The organism is Shewanella marinintestina, assembly GCF_023283845.1.
Taxonomy (GTDB): Bacteria; Pseudomonadota; Gammaproteobacteria; order Enterobacterales; family Shewanellaceae; genus Shewanella; species Shewanella marinintestina.
Map to the genome: position 1 here is coordinate 110,292 of NZ_JAKILC010000009.1, position 14,039 is coordinate 124,330.

Below are 14,039 nucleotides of genomic sequence, written 5' to 3' on the forward strand. Positions count from 1 at the left end.
ACATCTTTGAACAATAGCATGCAACGCTTTTACATGCTATCTCAAGCGCCTGAGGAGCGATTTGACGGCGATAAATTCACCTTTACAGATTAAAGAGTAAACAAAATCGCTTATTCTTTAATAAAGAGATTTTACTACACCGTCGAAAGGCTTATTCGCCTTCGAACTCACAAAGGCTTAATAGATTCAGATCCATTGCCTTTAGACGTTCTTCACCACCTAAGTCTGGCAATGAAATAACAAACGCAGCATCGTTAACAGCACCACCAAGCTTACGAATAAGCTTAACCGTTGCTTCGATAGTGCCGCCCGTTGCCAGCAAATCATCAATAACAAGTACTTTATCATCAGCAGTGATAGCGTCAACATGGATCTCTAGCACATCATGACCATATTCTAGCTCATAGCTTTCAGAAATCGTTTCTCTCGGTAACTTTCCTGGCTTACGCACTGGTACAAAACCAATACCTAGCTCTAAAGCTAGAGGCGCACCAAATAAGAAACCACGAGCTTCAGTACCAACAACTTTAGTAAAGCCTTGATCTTTATAATGCTCAACTAAAAGGCCGATGGTGAGTTTATAGGCTTGTGGATCTTCTAATAAACTCGTCACATCTCTAAATAAAATCCCTTCTTTTGGGTAGTTAGGGATAGTTTTAATGCTGTTCTTTATTAGTGCCAAGCTATCAGTATTCATTACCATAATTCTGTACTTTATCTAATTTAATTTTGCTGACACTAACTGACCCAAGTACTAATAAAAGAACCAAAAGAGTCTAAAAAATGTCACCTAAGTGTAAAAATCGGCGTCAAGCTTAAGCCGCTTTATAGTGAGTTGCAACCTTGTAACTGCAGAAGTGTAGCCTCTGTCGAAGCAAATTGACGATTTGATTGTTCGCCTAGCAAAAGGCTTTACCCATTGCATTGAAATAATGCCTTTATTTCAATGCAATGGCTTAATACAAACTTGGGCTAATCTTCAATCTCTGGGATGCTACGCAAATAAATAATTAATCCCGTACCAAAACAAGCTAGCATTACTTTTACCCAAATCAACGGCACCACAGCAATACTAACTAAAAAGCTCAAACTACTTACAATGTAAGCTTTTCTTTTAAGGCTTTTACGAATAGCACCTTGTGCCTGCCAATTATTGAGAGCGTCAGCAAACCATGGATGATTCATCAACCACAGGTAAAGCCTGTCACTGGAACGCGCAAAGCAATAGGCTGCTAGCAGTATAAATGGAACAGTTGGCAGTACGGGCAGTAATATTCCCAGCAGGCCTAATACTAAGCTACACAGGCCAACAATCAGAAAAAAGCCACGTTTTAACGCCATTTAACAGTCCTAAAATAACAAAAAGCCACTCGAAAGAGTGGCTAGTATACCTGAGCTTGGCTTAAAGGCGGATTAAATTAACCCCATTACCTTTAACCATGAAAGGCTTGCCGGAAGTGTTGGTATCAACATAACTAAAACAAAACCAATAAAATAAACAATGTTAAATGGGTCTTTAAACGGCTGACTCATGACGTCCTCTACTTATTATTGTTGACTGCATTTATTGATCTAGATCAATTTTTGAGATCATTATAAAGATCCGTCACCCTAATAGAAAGCCTATTGCCCTATAAAATGTTTAATAATGCCTTTCTCACTTAAGTCAGCAAGCAACTGCAAACAACCTTGTTCAAGCGTTGCGGCATCGATATGGCTATAAGTCTGTACTAACCACTCTATTAACAATGTAAATTCTACATATTCATACTGCGCGATATAGGCTAATACTTGTGCAGTTAATGGATTAAGCTGCAAAAAATTCACTTCTTCATCTATATCGCGATAAATACAGAAAAATTGCGGTGTATCCCCTGGCGCTTTTGGTTGATGCTCTGGACTAATATGCTGCACATCATAGGCATACTGAGCAATTTGCGACGTTGCTGATACACATAATTTTATTGACTGCAGATCCCGTTGTTTTTTATCTATTAGTTGTTGTTCTTTATCTTCTTGAGCAACGGCAACCACTAATTCTAACCATTCATAATGGGCTAGTTCGAGTATAAAAGCCGGGTCTTCCTCACGAGGTTGGTACTCTGTTTGCAGAAACAACAAAAACTCTTGTGCGATTTCAATGAATATAGGCGTATCGCAATCATGTGTGGCAAAGAAGTTTTGTATCAATTGCTGCCATTGTTGCTCTTGATAAAGACTTTTTAAAACGGGGAATGCATTGGAAACAAAACCATCAACATTATTAAAAAACAATTCGCGATATATTTTCATCCTTCGCGCTTCTACCCCCTCCGGTAGCGGCAATGATGGATCTTTAATGTAATCCATAAAGTTTTGCTGTACTTCAAAAAAGCTCATTAAGCGCTCCTTTTTAAACTAGCAACATGACGATTTTGATAATCGTGGATCTGATTTATTTCTAACAACAATTCACTGGTTTCAGGAATGTTAAAGTCACGCTCTAATAAAGTAGGGAACACGCCATGATATTGATGACAAGCGTCAAGTAATTTCCATACAGGGTCAACTATGTCAGCCCCATGAGTATCAACAATCAGATCTTCAGCCTCTTCATAGTGCCCTGCAATGTGCAGGTAAGCGATGCGCTCTGTTGGCATCGCCTTTAAAAACTCAACGGCATCATATTTATGATTAATTGAGTTAACGTAAATATTATTAACATCTAGCAGCATCTTACAATCTGCTTCTTGCATCACTGCAGTGACAAATTCTGCTTCAGACATTTCTGCGCCCGGCGCCGCATAAAAAGAGACATTCTCTAGCACTAACGGCCTTTCGATAATGTCTTCGACTTGCTTAACCCTTTTCGCTACGTGAAAAACGGCTTCGGAGGTAAATGGGATTGGCATTAAGTCATACATATGCCCACTGCCCGAGCAATAACTGAGATGCTCTGAATAAGTACTAATTTGATGAATATCTAAAAAGTCTTTGATATTTTTTACAAACTGTAAGTCTAACGGTGCAGGACTGCCTATAGAGAGTGACAATCCATGGCAATAGAACTCATGTTTTTCTGTAAGTTCCCTAAACTGACGGCCAAATTTTCCACCTAAAGTCATCCAGTTCTCAGGGGCAACCTCAAAAAAATCGATATCACTAGGGACTTTTTGGCAAAACTCATCAAGCATTTCGCGCCTGAGTCCTAAGCCGACTTGTCCTTTATTCACCTTATTGTTTGTCATACTGCATGCCCACTAGATTAGGGATTTATACCCATAAGTATAAGAAGTTGATCTACTCATAACGACTAAATCTTGATACTAATTGATATTATAAACAAATAGGGCCAGCGATTAGCTGACCCCATATTAATGCTGGGAAAGCTTATTTAGCACCACCGCATTTACCTTCACCACATTTACCTTCTTTGGCTTTGGTTTTAGCTTTATCGCCGCCACACTTACCTTCGCCGCACTTACCTTCTTTGGCTTTAGCTTTGTCGCCACCACATTTACCTTCGCCGCACTTACCTTCTTTGGCTTTAGCTTTATCGCCGCCACATTTACCTTCGCCGCACTTACCTTCTTTGGCTTTAGCTTTATCGCCGCCACATTTACCTTCGCCGCACTTACCTTCTTTGGCATCTTTCTTCTCGCCGCCGCACTTGCCTTCACCTGCAAATAATTGGTAACCAGCTTGCATTTCACTATAACCAAATGGGCTTGCTTGTACACTAGCAGTTAATGCACTCCCCATTACAACAGCACCTACAGCGACGGTCATTGCAGTTTTATTTACTAATTTCATAATATCATCCTTTTACTTACTCAATTTTGTATTGGTTACCAACAAAGCATTTTGCTGGCTTGCTTAACTAGACCTGCACACCAACAAAATAATTTCATTTTTTCTACAACTATCACATTTATGGCCCATAAAACCTGATAGTGCAAATAATCATCTAGTTGAAATCGATTGATATTTAGGTTTTTAAACGTTTCCGCCATAGTCAATTAGCAACAAATCTAGCCAAGAGACTAGCTGGTAACATTCAAATAACATTACGCAATTAAAATAAAAAACGATTGGTTCCTACCATTTTATTCATCACCCTATTTGGTTGTACTTAACCGATAAGGTAGAATGCAGCGCTTAAAAATATTGATATATTGGACACTGCAGTGCGAATAATTTTGGCGCCTATGGAAGGCGTTGTTGACGATTTAATGCGAGAGATCCTCTCAGCAATCAACCCTTATGATCTTATGGTCACCGAATTTGTGCGGGTAGTTGATCAACTTTTACCTGAAAAGGTTTTTTATCGTATTTGCCCAGAGTTACAACATGGCGGACAAACCTTATCAGGTACACCAGTACGTGTGCAGTTGCTAGGCCAAGAACCTGGTTGGATGGCAGAAAATGCTATAAGAGCAATTGAGCTAGGCTCGAAAGGGGTTGATGTTAACTTTGGCTGCCCTGCAAAAATGGTTAATCGCAGTAATGGCGGCGCAGTTATGCTGCAGTATCCTGAGCAGCTTTATAATGTAGTCAAAGCTATGCGCGATGCTGTTCCGAGTGAGCACCCTGTCACCGCAAAGATTCGCTTAGGATTTAACGATAAGTCGTTATATATGGAAAACGCGCTTGCAATATATGAAGCTGGTGCAAGCGAACTAGCCGTACATGCCCGCAGCAAAGTAGATGGCTATAAACCACCTGCGTATTGGGAATACATAACCGATATCAACAATAAACTCCCTATTCCTGTTATCGCTAATGGTGAGATCTGGAATAAGGATGATGCTGAGCGTTGCATGCAGGTGACAGGTTGCGATACCGTTATGGTTGGTCGTGGGGCTATCTCTTTGCCTAATTTAGCTGCAAGTATCAAAGGTGAAACCCCGTATACTTGGCAGCAGTCACTCGAACTCATGCTTGAATACACAGATCGAGAATTAGAAGGTAGAAAAAGTACTTATTATCCAGCGCGGATCAAACAATGGTTTGGCTATTTAAACCGTCAATACAGTGAAGCTGACGAGTTATTTAGAGAGCTGAGAGTCTTTAAAACCGCCGAAGAAATTATCCAAGTATTAAGACAGGCTCGAGCAAAACTACCTGATTAGATCAATCTTAAGTATTATTTATGCCGCGTTGCCGCAAAATTTTGCCCAGAATTGATCTCAATCATAACGCGATATGTTTGCAGCATTAGACTGATAAGCCGTAAAGTCAATAATTGTAGGCAACTGAAGTGAGTACGAACCAAATCCAAACAACCTTAACCGCTATAGAATCGGATCTAAGAGTAAAGATTGGCGCACTCCCAGAAATGCAAGCCAAGCTAATGGACCAGCATGATTATTCTCTTTGTGAACTGATTCAAATCATGACAGAAGTTCACTTATGCGAGCATCCATTATTTTTCAATTTGATGCGTCTAGACGCTGCTAGGTGTCAGCTTGAAATTGGTTTGTATGGCGTGTGTAGTGATTGTGAGAATGAAATAGAGGCTGAGCGCTTAGCCGAAGATCCACTAGAGCAACGTTGTGCAAATTGTAGCGGCCAATTTAGCCGTCAACACCGACAAGAATTAAGACTTAATCATTAATTTTGTTTTAGGCGATTCAATCATTATTGCTTGCTATTGTTCAAGCGAAAAAAAACCTCCTTTTCAGGAGGTTTTTTTGATTTAAGCGAAACCTTAAATAGGCTTAGAATCTTTGGCTAATTCTCACGTAATAAGTACGACCAATCACATCATATAGCCCAACGTTTACATCACGGTAATCAGCATAGTCATAATAGTTAGGTGCTTCAGCATCAAATAAGTTGTTCACACCAACCGTAATTGAACCATTTAACGAGTGGTTATAAGCAAACTGTACATTGTGCTTAAAGTAACTAGCATAGTCTTCATAACCATCCCAGTCAGATAGCTCACGGTAGTATTCAGCAGACTGACTACCAATGTAAACCGTCGTCCATGCTGCTTGATAATCATCGAAGCTCCATGAAGCTACAAAGTTACCGCGCCAGTCCGGTGTATCAGTAACACCTGCATAGTCAATCATTTCAGATTCAGCATCATCTTGCTTTTTGAAATCTAAAACATGAGACACATCTACTTTAAAGTTAAAGTCACCAAGACCAGTTTCTAAATTATAAGCCGTTACAAAATCTAAACCTGATGTTTCAACCGTAGAAATATTACGAACACCTGACTCAATGTATTCAATTTTTCCATCTGGTCCACGTGTTACATACGGAGAAGAGCCTTCACGTAATTCATCACGCAGGATGTCATCAACGCTTACGGACTCAATTTTATTGTCATATGTAATTGAGTAGTATGAAACTTCTAGATTCCAATCATCAGTTACGTTCCAAACACCACCTAATGTGAATGAATTACCTTCTTCCGCTTCTAGATCTGGATTACCACCGAACCACGTTTTATGCTGATTGTTTGGATTACAATAAGTTGGGTCAACATTACCAGGTGTGTTACACCATAGATTATCAACTGAATCCTCAAAACTTAGAGATTGCGAAGAGAACATTTCCCCCATATTCGGCGCACGGAACGAATCACCATAGCTCGCACGCAGTAATAGCGAATCAACTGGGCGCCAGCTTAAGCCAAACTTAGGAACAACAGCATCAAATGTAGATGAATTAACGACTTCACCAGTAGCACCTGTCAAAGAGCCTTCTTGCTCATAACGTTCATAACGAACTGCTGCAGAAACTTCGAAATTAGCAGGTAATCCCATTTGTAACTCAAGGTAACCAGCGGTACGGTCACGAGTCGCGTCAACGTCATCACCACCAGAACCGCCCGAAATGATACCAGCAGCAGATTCAGGATCACTTGTTTGTTTAAAGTCAATCATCTCATACTCAGCACCCGCTACCATCGCTAAGCTGAAATCATCCTTTTCCATGATTAAAGTCGACACTAAACCATCAATTTGAGTACTTTCAAATTTACCTTGATAAACGCCTGTATGAGCAGCACTGCGGTATAAGTCTGTCATCTGTTGATTCCAGTCTTCGTAACTCATATTTGTAGTGTTAAAGATATCGTACTGCTCTGAATCAATACCTTGCTGGATTAAATTATCATTTACTAAGTTGTAGTTAAACGAGTTTGTCGTTGAAGTTGAATGCTGAACATTCGCTTCCCAATCTAAACCGTTACCTACTTCAATATAACCAACTAAACCGGCCAAAATATCAAAGTTATTTGTTTCTGTTAGCGTGTCACGTTCACCAAGTTGTACTGAACGCATACGAATTTGAGTAATATCCTCTCCCGTCGGGTTATAAATATTATCTTTGCTCATTGTTGGTATGTTGGTAGACACCGGTGTACCAGCATAACGTGTTTCAGTGTCCGCTAAAGATGCTGAGGCACGACCTCTAAATTCAAGGTTATCAGTGATTTCATAATTGAAGTTTGATAATAAAGAGTTACGAGTTACGTCACCAAAGAGCTTGGTCACTGCACCGTAGCTATATAAACAACGACCATATTCGTCAGCAACAACATTCTCAGTTTCAGAGCATATTTCTTGATTACTCCCCCAACCAGAAGCCGTCTGATAGTTAGGCACTGAGCTAAAGCTACTATAAGCGTTGTATGTAGGGTCATCCATGTTCCAGATATCACGATCCATGACTGCGTCTGTGCCGTAATATTCATATGTTAGCGTGATATTACCTTTATCAGTATTGTATCCCGTTGCGATAGAAAAACGATTCGCATCGCCCCCGTCAATACTCGGTAACTCAGCACTATAGTCGAGTTGAACACCATCAAAGTTCTTTTTAGTAATAATGTTTACAACGCCTGCTACCGCATCAGACCCATAAACCGCAGAAGCACCATCACGAAGGATTTCAATCCTTTCTACAATTGCCATTGGAATCGAAGAGGTATCTGCCACCGAACCAGAGCTCGAACTAGTACCAGGCATACGACGTCCATCTAGCAATACCAATGTTGCAGATGCGCCCAAACCACGAAGGTTAACACTACTTGTTGAGCTAGCGCCTGCGCCGTAACCTGATGTACCACGCCAAGAGCCGAAGCTGTTAATAGCAGAGTTATTTAATACATCCGCTACTGTTTTCTCACCTGTCATTGCTATATCAGCAGCATTAATGACTGTGACTGGAGAGACGGTTTCCATGTCAACTTGCTTAATACGTGAGCCTGTTACTTGTATACGCTCTACTTTTTCTTCAGCAGCATCTTCCGCAAATGCTAATCCAGATAAAGCAACACTTGTCGCTGCAGCAGCTAATAAGCTACAACGTACAGCTTTTGCAGTTAAGGTTACAGAGTTCATATTTATCCCCTATTCTCCCATTATAAATAACAGAAGCGTTATATTTATTATTAATTATTTGAATATAAAGTTAATAACTTCGAAATAAATAATCTTTAATTTTAACTTTTAAGTCAATCGCCATTACAAAAAAACAACTAAAAAGAGATGAATTGATACAAACAACAAGACGGAATATATAGAAAACGTTCAAAATCAATAACTTGAAAACGACGACCATGGTAATGAAAACAATTAAATATGTATCAATCGCGGAGATAAATGTTAAATAATTACTGCAAAGTTAATTTAAAAAAATATGACAATTAATTAACCAACTGATAAAGAATTAAGTTTAACACTAAGGAAACCCAGTTAAATAGCCGTTGAAATTAATATTAATTACTTACTTACTTTGTAAAGCCAAATAAAAAGCCAAACACAACCCTGCAACAATTATGGTTTAAATGTATCACTACCAACACAAGTTAAACTCGCAAACCAATTAAAGCTATTAACATTTATAACCATCAATACTGTTAATCTAGTATTCGAACCGGAACAAAAATAATGAATAAAATGAGGTGAGGTAATTAATCTTAAGTATATGAGCTTAAAAGAACAGTCAAGGTACAACAGTTAGCTAGGAATTGCCGCTTACGGGGAGCTAGAAGTTTATAGGTAGTTTATCCAAATAAACAAAAAAGGAGCCATTAGGCTCCTTTTTGTTTAACACGTTCGAATTAACGAGTACGTGCACATAGCTCGTCTGCGCTAAAGAAGTATGCAACTTCACGCTCAGCAGATGCTACAGAGTCAGAACCGTGGGCAGCGTTCTCATCGATGCTTTCAGCGAAATCTGCACGGATTGTACCTTCCGCAGCTTCAGCTGGGTTAGTAGCACCTAAGATTTCACGGTGAGCTAGAACAGCGTTCTCACCTTCAAGCGTTTGAACCATGATAGGACCAGAAGTCATGAATGCAACTAGTGCACCAAAGAAAGGACGCTCACTGTGCTCAGCGTAGAAGCCTTCAGCTTGCTCTTTGCTCAGGTGGATCATTTTAGAAGCGATGATTTTCAGGCCAGCCGTTTCAAAACGGTTATAGATAGCGCCAATGTGGTTTTTTGCAACTGCATCAGGCTTAATGATAGAAAAAGTACGTTCGATAGCCATGAAAAGCTTCCTTCTTAAATATAGGTTTTTTAATTTTCGCGCGGATTATACGAAATAATGACCCTATTGCCTACCCTTTGGCTATCATCTAATTGAGATAAGTCTGATATCCAAATACAAAAAGGCAGGATGCATCACACTTTCTAGCGGCATCAAGAAGAAATAGAACGCTAAATTAACTAATGCTAAACGATTGACCAACTAAATTAGCCAACCGTTTATCACTCTGTTACTTACGGTTTTTAACCCATACAAAACCAACCGCAATAACCGCTAATAGCGCTAGAGCCGGCGCTAAGTCCATAAAATGATGAAAAAGCCCAACACCACCGTGGCCTTCATGTGCAAAAGCAGCAGTTGGTGACAACAACATTGCTATGATTAATAATGACTTACGCATGCCAACATCCTTTTTAGAAAATAATTCTAACCGATGGTTCAGGGTTAAACACATCAGAATACCCATCCAAATTTAGACCAATTTGCGTAAATATAATTGATGCGGATCAACTCAAAGTGTCATTGCACGCTTTATCATCAATAGACAGGATAGAGATCACACTATTAACTAATGCGGGGTCAATTTGTCTTATTTTTCTGCAATCCAGTTGGCTTGAATCGCCTCAAGCACTCTTTCATTACAGTGGTTTGGGTCATCGTCAAAACACTCTAATCCCAATACCCATTCATTAAGATCGGTAAAACGAATAGTCTCAGGGTTTACCTCGGGGTACTGTTCTACGAGTTCTAAGGCGATCTCTAATGAATCAATCCACTTTAGTTTCATTACCATCCCTCTTTAAACCAAATTAATATAAGCCATTAATTTGAGTATAAGACACCTAATACTAATTGCATTGCGATAATTAACTATTGCCTTCTACCACGTTACGCTTTCAAGCGTTAATTTTGAGATACAAAAAAGCCAGTAACAAATGCTACTGGCTTTTTAATGTTACTTAGCAAGCTTATCTATTACTAGTTGCCTTCGCTTACCATGTTAATGGTGTACTTAGGGATATCGACTACTAAGTCAGAGGCTGGCACTCGTGATTGGCAAGATAGACGGCTTTCAGGCTCTAGGCCCCAAGCTTTATCTAGCATATCGTCTTCAAGCTCATCGCTTTCTTCTAGCTCGTCAAAGCCTTCACGAATAATGACGTGGCAGGTTGTACAAGCACAAGACTTTTCACAAGCATGTTCAATATGAATACCGTTACGTAGTGCAACGTCTAAAACCGTCTCGCCTTCTTGCGCTTCAACAACAGCGCCATCTGGACATAACTCTTCATGGGGTAAAAATACAATTTGTGGCATAACCTTACCTATATATTGTCAACCGACTGCCCTTTTAGAGCTAGCCTGATTGAATTATCCATACGCTTAGCAGCAAAGTCCTGCGTCGCTGTATCTAGTGCTTCAATCGCTTTTTCAATCGCATCAGCGTCATCTTCACTTGCGGTTTGAGCAAGTGCAGCCATATCAGCTTGGATGACTGTGCGTTCTTCATCTGACAGTAAATCACCGTCTTTATTTAAGGCAGCGCTTAATGACTCAAGCACGCGTGCTGCTTCAACTTGTTTTTCAGCTAACATGCGGCGAGTAATATCCTCTTTAGCATTTGCCATCGAGTCTTTTAGCATGCTACCGATTTCTTCATCACTTAAACCAAATGATGGTTTAACTTGAATACTTGATTGTACGCCAGTCGACTTTTCCATTGCCGTTACGCTAAGCAAGCCATCAGCGTCAACCTGGAACGTCACGCGAATATGCGCAGCGCCAGCAGCAAGGGGTGGGATCCCCTTTAAGGTAAATCTCGCAAGCGAGCGACAATCAGATACTAATTCACGCTCACCTTGCACAACATGGAACGCCATCGCCGTTTGACCATCTTTAAAAGTGGTAAACTCTTGTGCGCGCGCAACTGGAATAGTGGTATTACGTGACACCACTTTCTCAACTAAGCCGCCCATGGTTTCGATACCTAGCGATAACGGAATAACATCGAGCAATAATAAGTCTGATTCAGGCTTATTGCCCACTAATATATCAGCCTGAATTGCAGCGCCAATGGCAACTACGCGGTCAGGGTCAATAGAGGTCAGTGGGGTTTTGCCCATGAAGTTTTCAACTTCTTGGCGCACCAAAGGTACACGAGTTGAACCGCCAACCATCACAGTTTCTAGCACTTCATCATTACTCACGCCTGCATCACGCAGTGCACGACGACAACTTGCAACGGTTTTCTTTACAAGCTTGCTAATCAGGCTATCAAACAGCTCTCGGGTAACTGATAGCGATAAGGTAGCGCCGTTATCATCAATCACAGTTGCTACAGTTTCAGCTGAATCTGTAAGTGCTTCTTTTACCCGGCGAGCTTCAATTTGCATCGAACGGTTTAAGCTGGCGCTAACATTAGTTAACTGCCATTGTTCAATAAAGTGAGCTTGAAGCTGATGGTCGAAATCATCACCACCTAATGCAGAATCACCACCGGTGGCCAATACTTCAAATACGCCTTTGTTTAAACGTAAAATTGAAATATCAAAAGTACCACCGCCTAAATCATAAACGGCAATCACACCTTCTTGACCAGAGTCTAAACCGTAAGCAATCGCTGCCGCTGTTGGTTCGTTTAATAAACGTAAGACTTTAACGCCAATTAGCGATGCCGCATCTTTAGTACCTTGACGCTGTGCGTCATCAAAATAGGCTGGAACCGTGATCACCACACCTTCTAGCGTACCGCCAAGTGTTGATTCAGCACGCGCCACCAGCGGCTTTAAGATCTCCGCTGAAATTTGTACCGGATTAACTTTACCTTGAGGCGTAACAAAAATAGGTAGACCATTTTCGCTTGCTTCAAAAGCATAGGGCAAAGACTGCTCGCCAGACTGGATGTCGTTAAGACTGCGACCCATAAAGCGCTTAACAGATACAATGGTATTTTGTGGGTCTTGGGCAGAAAACGCTTCGGCTGCTAGGCCTACTTGTACGCCGTCTTGTGTATATCGAACAACAGAAGGTAATGAGTGCTGTTCATCTTCATTGGGTAAGGTGTTCGCCACACCACTACGCACTGCAGCAACAAGTGAGTTAGTGGTGCCTAAATCGATCCCCACTGCGAGACGATGTTGGTGGGGAGCAGCGCTCTGTCCAGGCTCTGCTATCTGCAAAAGTGCCATAAATATCCACTTAAAAAAATGTTGGCTCAAAAACTTGAGCCAACAATATTAAAAATTAACGCCGCTGGCTAATCTAAGAGTGCGTCTTCCACTCTAGCCAACTCGTCTTGTAATTTTGCCATAAACTTGAGTTTACGAATTTGATCTGCAGCCTGCAAATGTTCCGCTTCGAGATCGCTCACTAACAGCACTTTTAGTTGTGCTGTGATCTGTTTTGCGTATTGCTCAAACGAATCATATAAAGCGGCGATTTCATCATCAGGCTCACCGCTATGGGCAATATCTTCAAGCGACTCACGCCATTCCATCTGCTGCATTAAAAACGCGGTGTCTTTAAGCGTGGTGGTTTCATGGCTGATCTCTATTCCTTTAAGTGCAAGCAAATGCTCGGCGCGCTGAATAGGATTTTTAAGCGTTTGAAAGGCGTCATTGATTTGCGCTGTGCGCTGCACTGAAAGACGTTTATCTTGTTCGCTTGCGTTGGCAAACTTGTCGGGATGAACCGCCCTTTGCAGTTCGCGGTAGCGATCTGCAAGTAAGGCGGTGTCGACATCATAGGAAGGAAGTAAACTAAACAGCTCGAAATAATTCATAGTTTAACTTTAAGTGATTTAAACGGTAAAACTCTCGCCGCAACCACATTCACCTTTCGCATTTGGGTTATTAAATTGGAAACCTTCGTTTAGACCTTCTTTAACAAAGTCCAACTCAATCCCTTGAAGATAGATAAAGCTTTTAGCATCGATAATGATTTTTACACCATCAATGTCATAAAGTTCATCGTCGTCATTAAGGTCATCAACAAACTCAAGTACATAAGCCATACCAGAACAACCTGATGTCTTAAGTCCTAAGCGTAAGCCTAAACCTTTGCCACGGCTGGTTAAGAAATTCTTAACGCGCTCAGCCGCAGCGGGAGTGATACTAATTGCCATCTTAACTCCAGGTATTACTTAGATTGCTTTGTTTTGTACTCTTCAAGAGCGGCTTTAATCGCGTCTTCAGCCAAAATTGAGCAATGAATTTTTACTGGTGGTAACGCTAACTCTTCAGCAATGTCAGTGTTTTTAATCGCGCCTGCTTCTTCAATTGTTTTACCTTTAACCCACTCAGTCACAAGCGAGCTAGAAGCAATGGCACTACCACAGCCATATGTCTTGAATTTAGCATCTTCGATAATACCGTTATCATCGATACGCAGTTGCAGCTTCATTACGTCACCACAAGCTGGCGCACCAACCATACCCGTTACTACTGACGGATCGTTCTTATCAAATGAACCTACGTTACGTGGGTTTTCGTAATGATCGATTACTTTTTCGCTATAAGCCATGATACAACTCCAATTTATCTAT

16 protein-coding genes are annotated in these 14,039 nt (G+C 40.7%); 2 read left to right on the forward strand and 14 right to left on the reverse strand.

Annotation, left to right across the window (positions count from 1 at the left end; all coding sequences use genetic code 11):
• Window positions 1-151 precede the first annotated feature (151 nt).
• From apt to L2747_RS11970, 5 genes are all read right to left on the reverse strand, one after another.
• Window positions 152-703 carry an adenine phosphoribosyltransferase gene (gene apt / locus L2747_RS11950; protein ID WP_248999257.1) on the reverse strand — a complete coding sequence of 184 codons (552 nt, stop codon included), beginning with the start codon at window positions 701-703 and terminating at the stop codon, window positions 152-154.
• Between the two features lie 269 nt (window positions 704-972).
• Complete coding sequence (locus tag L2747_RS11955) at window positions 973-1,341, reverse strand: YbaN family protein (protein ID WP_248999258.1); 369 nt, start codon at window positions 1,339-1,341, stop codon at window positions 973-975.
• 282 nt (window positions 1,342-1,623) lie between these two features.
• Complete coding sequence (locus L2747_RS11960) at window positions 1,624-2,379, reverse strand: HvfC family RiPP maturation protein (RefSeq protein ID WP_248999259.1); 756 nt, start codon at window positions 2,377-2,379, stop codon at window positions 1,624-1,626.
• Entirely contained in the window at window positions 2,379-3,227 is an 849-nt protein-coding gene (locus tag L2747_RS11965; protein ID WP_248999260.1) for an HvfB family MNIO-type RiPP peptide maturase, read from the reverse strand. Before L2747_RS11965 ends, L2747_RS11960 begins: the two co-directional genes overlap by 1 nt.
• 142 nt (window positions 3,228-3,369) lie before the next feature.
• Entirely contained in the window at window positions 3,370-3,792 is a 423-nt protein-coding gene (locus L2747_RS11970) for an HvfA family oxazolone/thioamide-modified RiPP metallophore (protein ID WP_248999261.1), read from the reverse strand.
• A gap of 374 nt (window positions 3,793-4,166) precedes the next feature.
• Between L2747_RS11970 and dusC the strand changes: the two genes are divergently transcribed.
• Both dusC and L2747_RS11980 read left to right on the forward strand, forming a co-directional pair.
• Entirely contained in the window at window positions 4,167-5,111 is a 945-nt protein-coding gene (gene dusC / locus L2747_RS11975; RefSeq protein ID WP_248999262.1) for a tRNA dihydrouridine(16) synthase DusC, read from the forward strand.
• A gap of 128 nt (window positions 5,112-5,239) precedes the next feature.
• The gene (locus L2747_RS11980; protein WP_248999263.1) at window positions 5,240-5,596 is read left to right on the forward strand and encodes a TraR/DksA C4-type zinc finger protein; all 357 of its coding nucleotides are present in this window, start codon (window positions 5,240-5,242) and stop codon (window positions 5,594-5,596) included.
• A 103-nt stretch (window positions 5,597-5,699) separates the two neighbouring features.
• Here L2747_RS11980 and L2747_RS11985 read toward each other — a convergent pair whose 3' ends face one another.
• From L2747_RS11985 to iscU, 9 genes are all read right to left on the reverse strand, one after another.
• Window positions 5,700-8,342, reverse strand: coding sequence for a TonB-dependent receptor (locus L2747_RS11985; protein ID WP_248999264.1), 2,643 nt, complete (start codon window positions 8,340-8,342; stop codon window positions 5,700-5,702).
• A gap of 722 nt (window positions 8,343-9,064) precedes the next feature.
• A complete protein-coding gene (gene ndk / locus L2747_RS11990) occupies window positions 9,065-9,496 on the reverse strand; it encodes a nucleoside-diphosphate kinase (RefSeq protein WP_220781760.1) in 432 nt (143 codons plus the stop codon).
• Window positions 9,497-9,725: 229 nt separating this feature from the next.
• Window positions 9,726-9,896 (reverse strand): hypothetical protein, encoded by a 171-nt coding sequence (locus L2747_RS11995; protein ID WP_248999265.1) that lies wholly within the window; start codon window positions 9,894-9,896, stop codon window positions 9,726-9,728.
• A gap of 189 nt (window positions 9,897-10,085) precedes the next feature.
• Complete coding sequence (gene iscX, locus L2747_RS12000) at window positions 10,086-10,283, reverse strand: Fe-S cluster assembly protein IscX (RefSeq protein WP_248999266.1); 198 nt, start codon at window positions 10,281-10,283, stop codon at window positions 10,086-10,088.
• Between the two features lie 191 nt (window positions 10,284-10,474).
• Window positions 10,475-10,813: an ISC system 2Fe-2S type ferredoxin gene (gene fdx / locus L2747_RS12005; protein WP_220781757.1), complete on the reverse strand. Its 339-nt coding sequence runs from the start codon at window positions 10,811-10,813 to the stop codon at window positions 10,475-10,477.
• A gap of 8 nt (window positions 10,814-10,821) precedes the next feature.
• Entirely contained in the window at window positions 10,822-12,684 is a 1,863-nt protein-coding gene (gene hscA / locus L2747_RS12010) for a Fe-S protein assembly chaperone HscA (RefSeq protein WP_248999267.1), read from the reverse strand.
• A 68-nt stretch (window positions 12,685-12,752) separates the two neighbouring features.
• Window positions 12,753-13,277: a co-chaperone HscB gene (gene hscB, locus L2747_RS12015; protein ID WP_248999268.1), complete on the reverse strand. Its 525-nt coding sequence runs from the start codon at window positions 13,275-13,277 to the stop codon at window positions 12,753-12,755.
• An 18-nt stretch (window positions 13,278-13,295) separates the two neighbouring features.
• The gene (iscA, locus tag L2747_RS12020) at window positions 13,296-13,619 is read right to left on the reverse strand and encodes an iron-sulfur cluster assembly protein IscA (RefSeq protein WP_248999269.1); all 324 of its coding nucleotides are present in this window, start codon (window positions 13,617-13,619) and stop codon (window positions 13,296-13,298) included.
• A gap of 14 nt (window positions 13,620-13,633) precedes the next feature.
• Window positions 13,634-14,017 (reverse strand): Fe-S cluster assembly scaffold IscU, encoded by a 384-nt coding sequence (iscU, locus tag L2747_RS12025; RefSeq protein WP_028767228.1) that lies wholly within the window; start codon window positions 14,015-14,017, stop codon window positions 13,634-13,636.
• Between the last annotated feature and the right edge of the window lie 22 nt (window positions 14,018-14,039).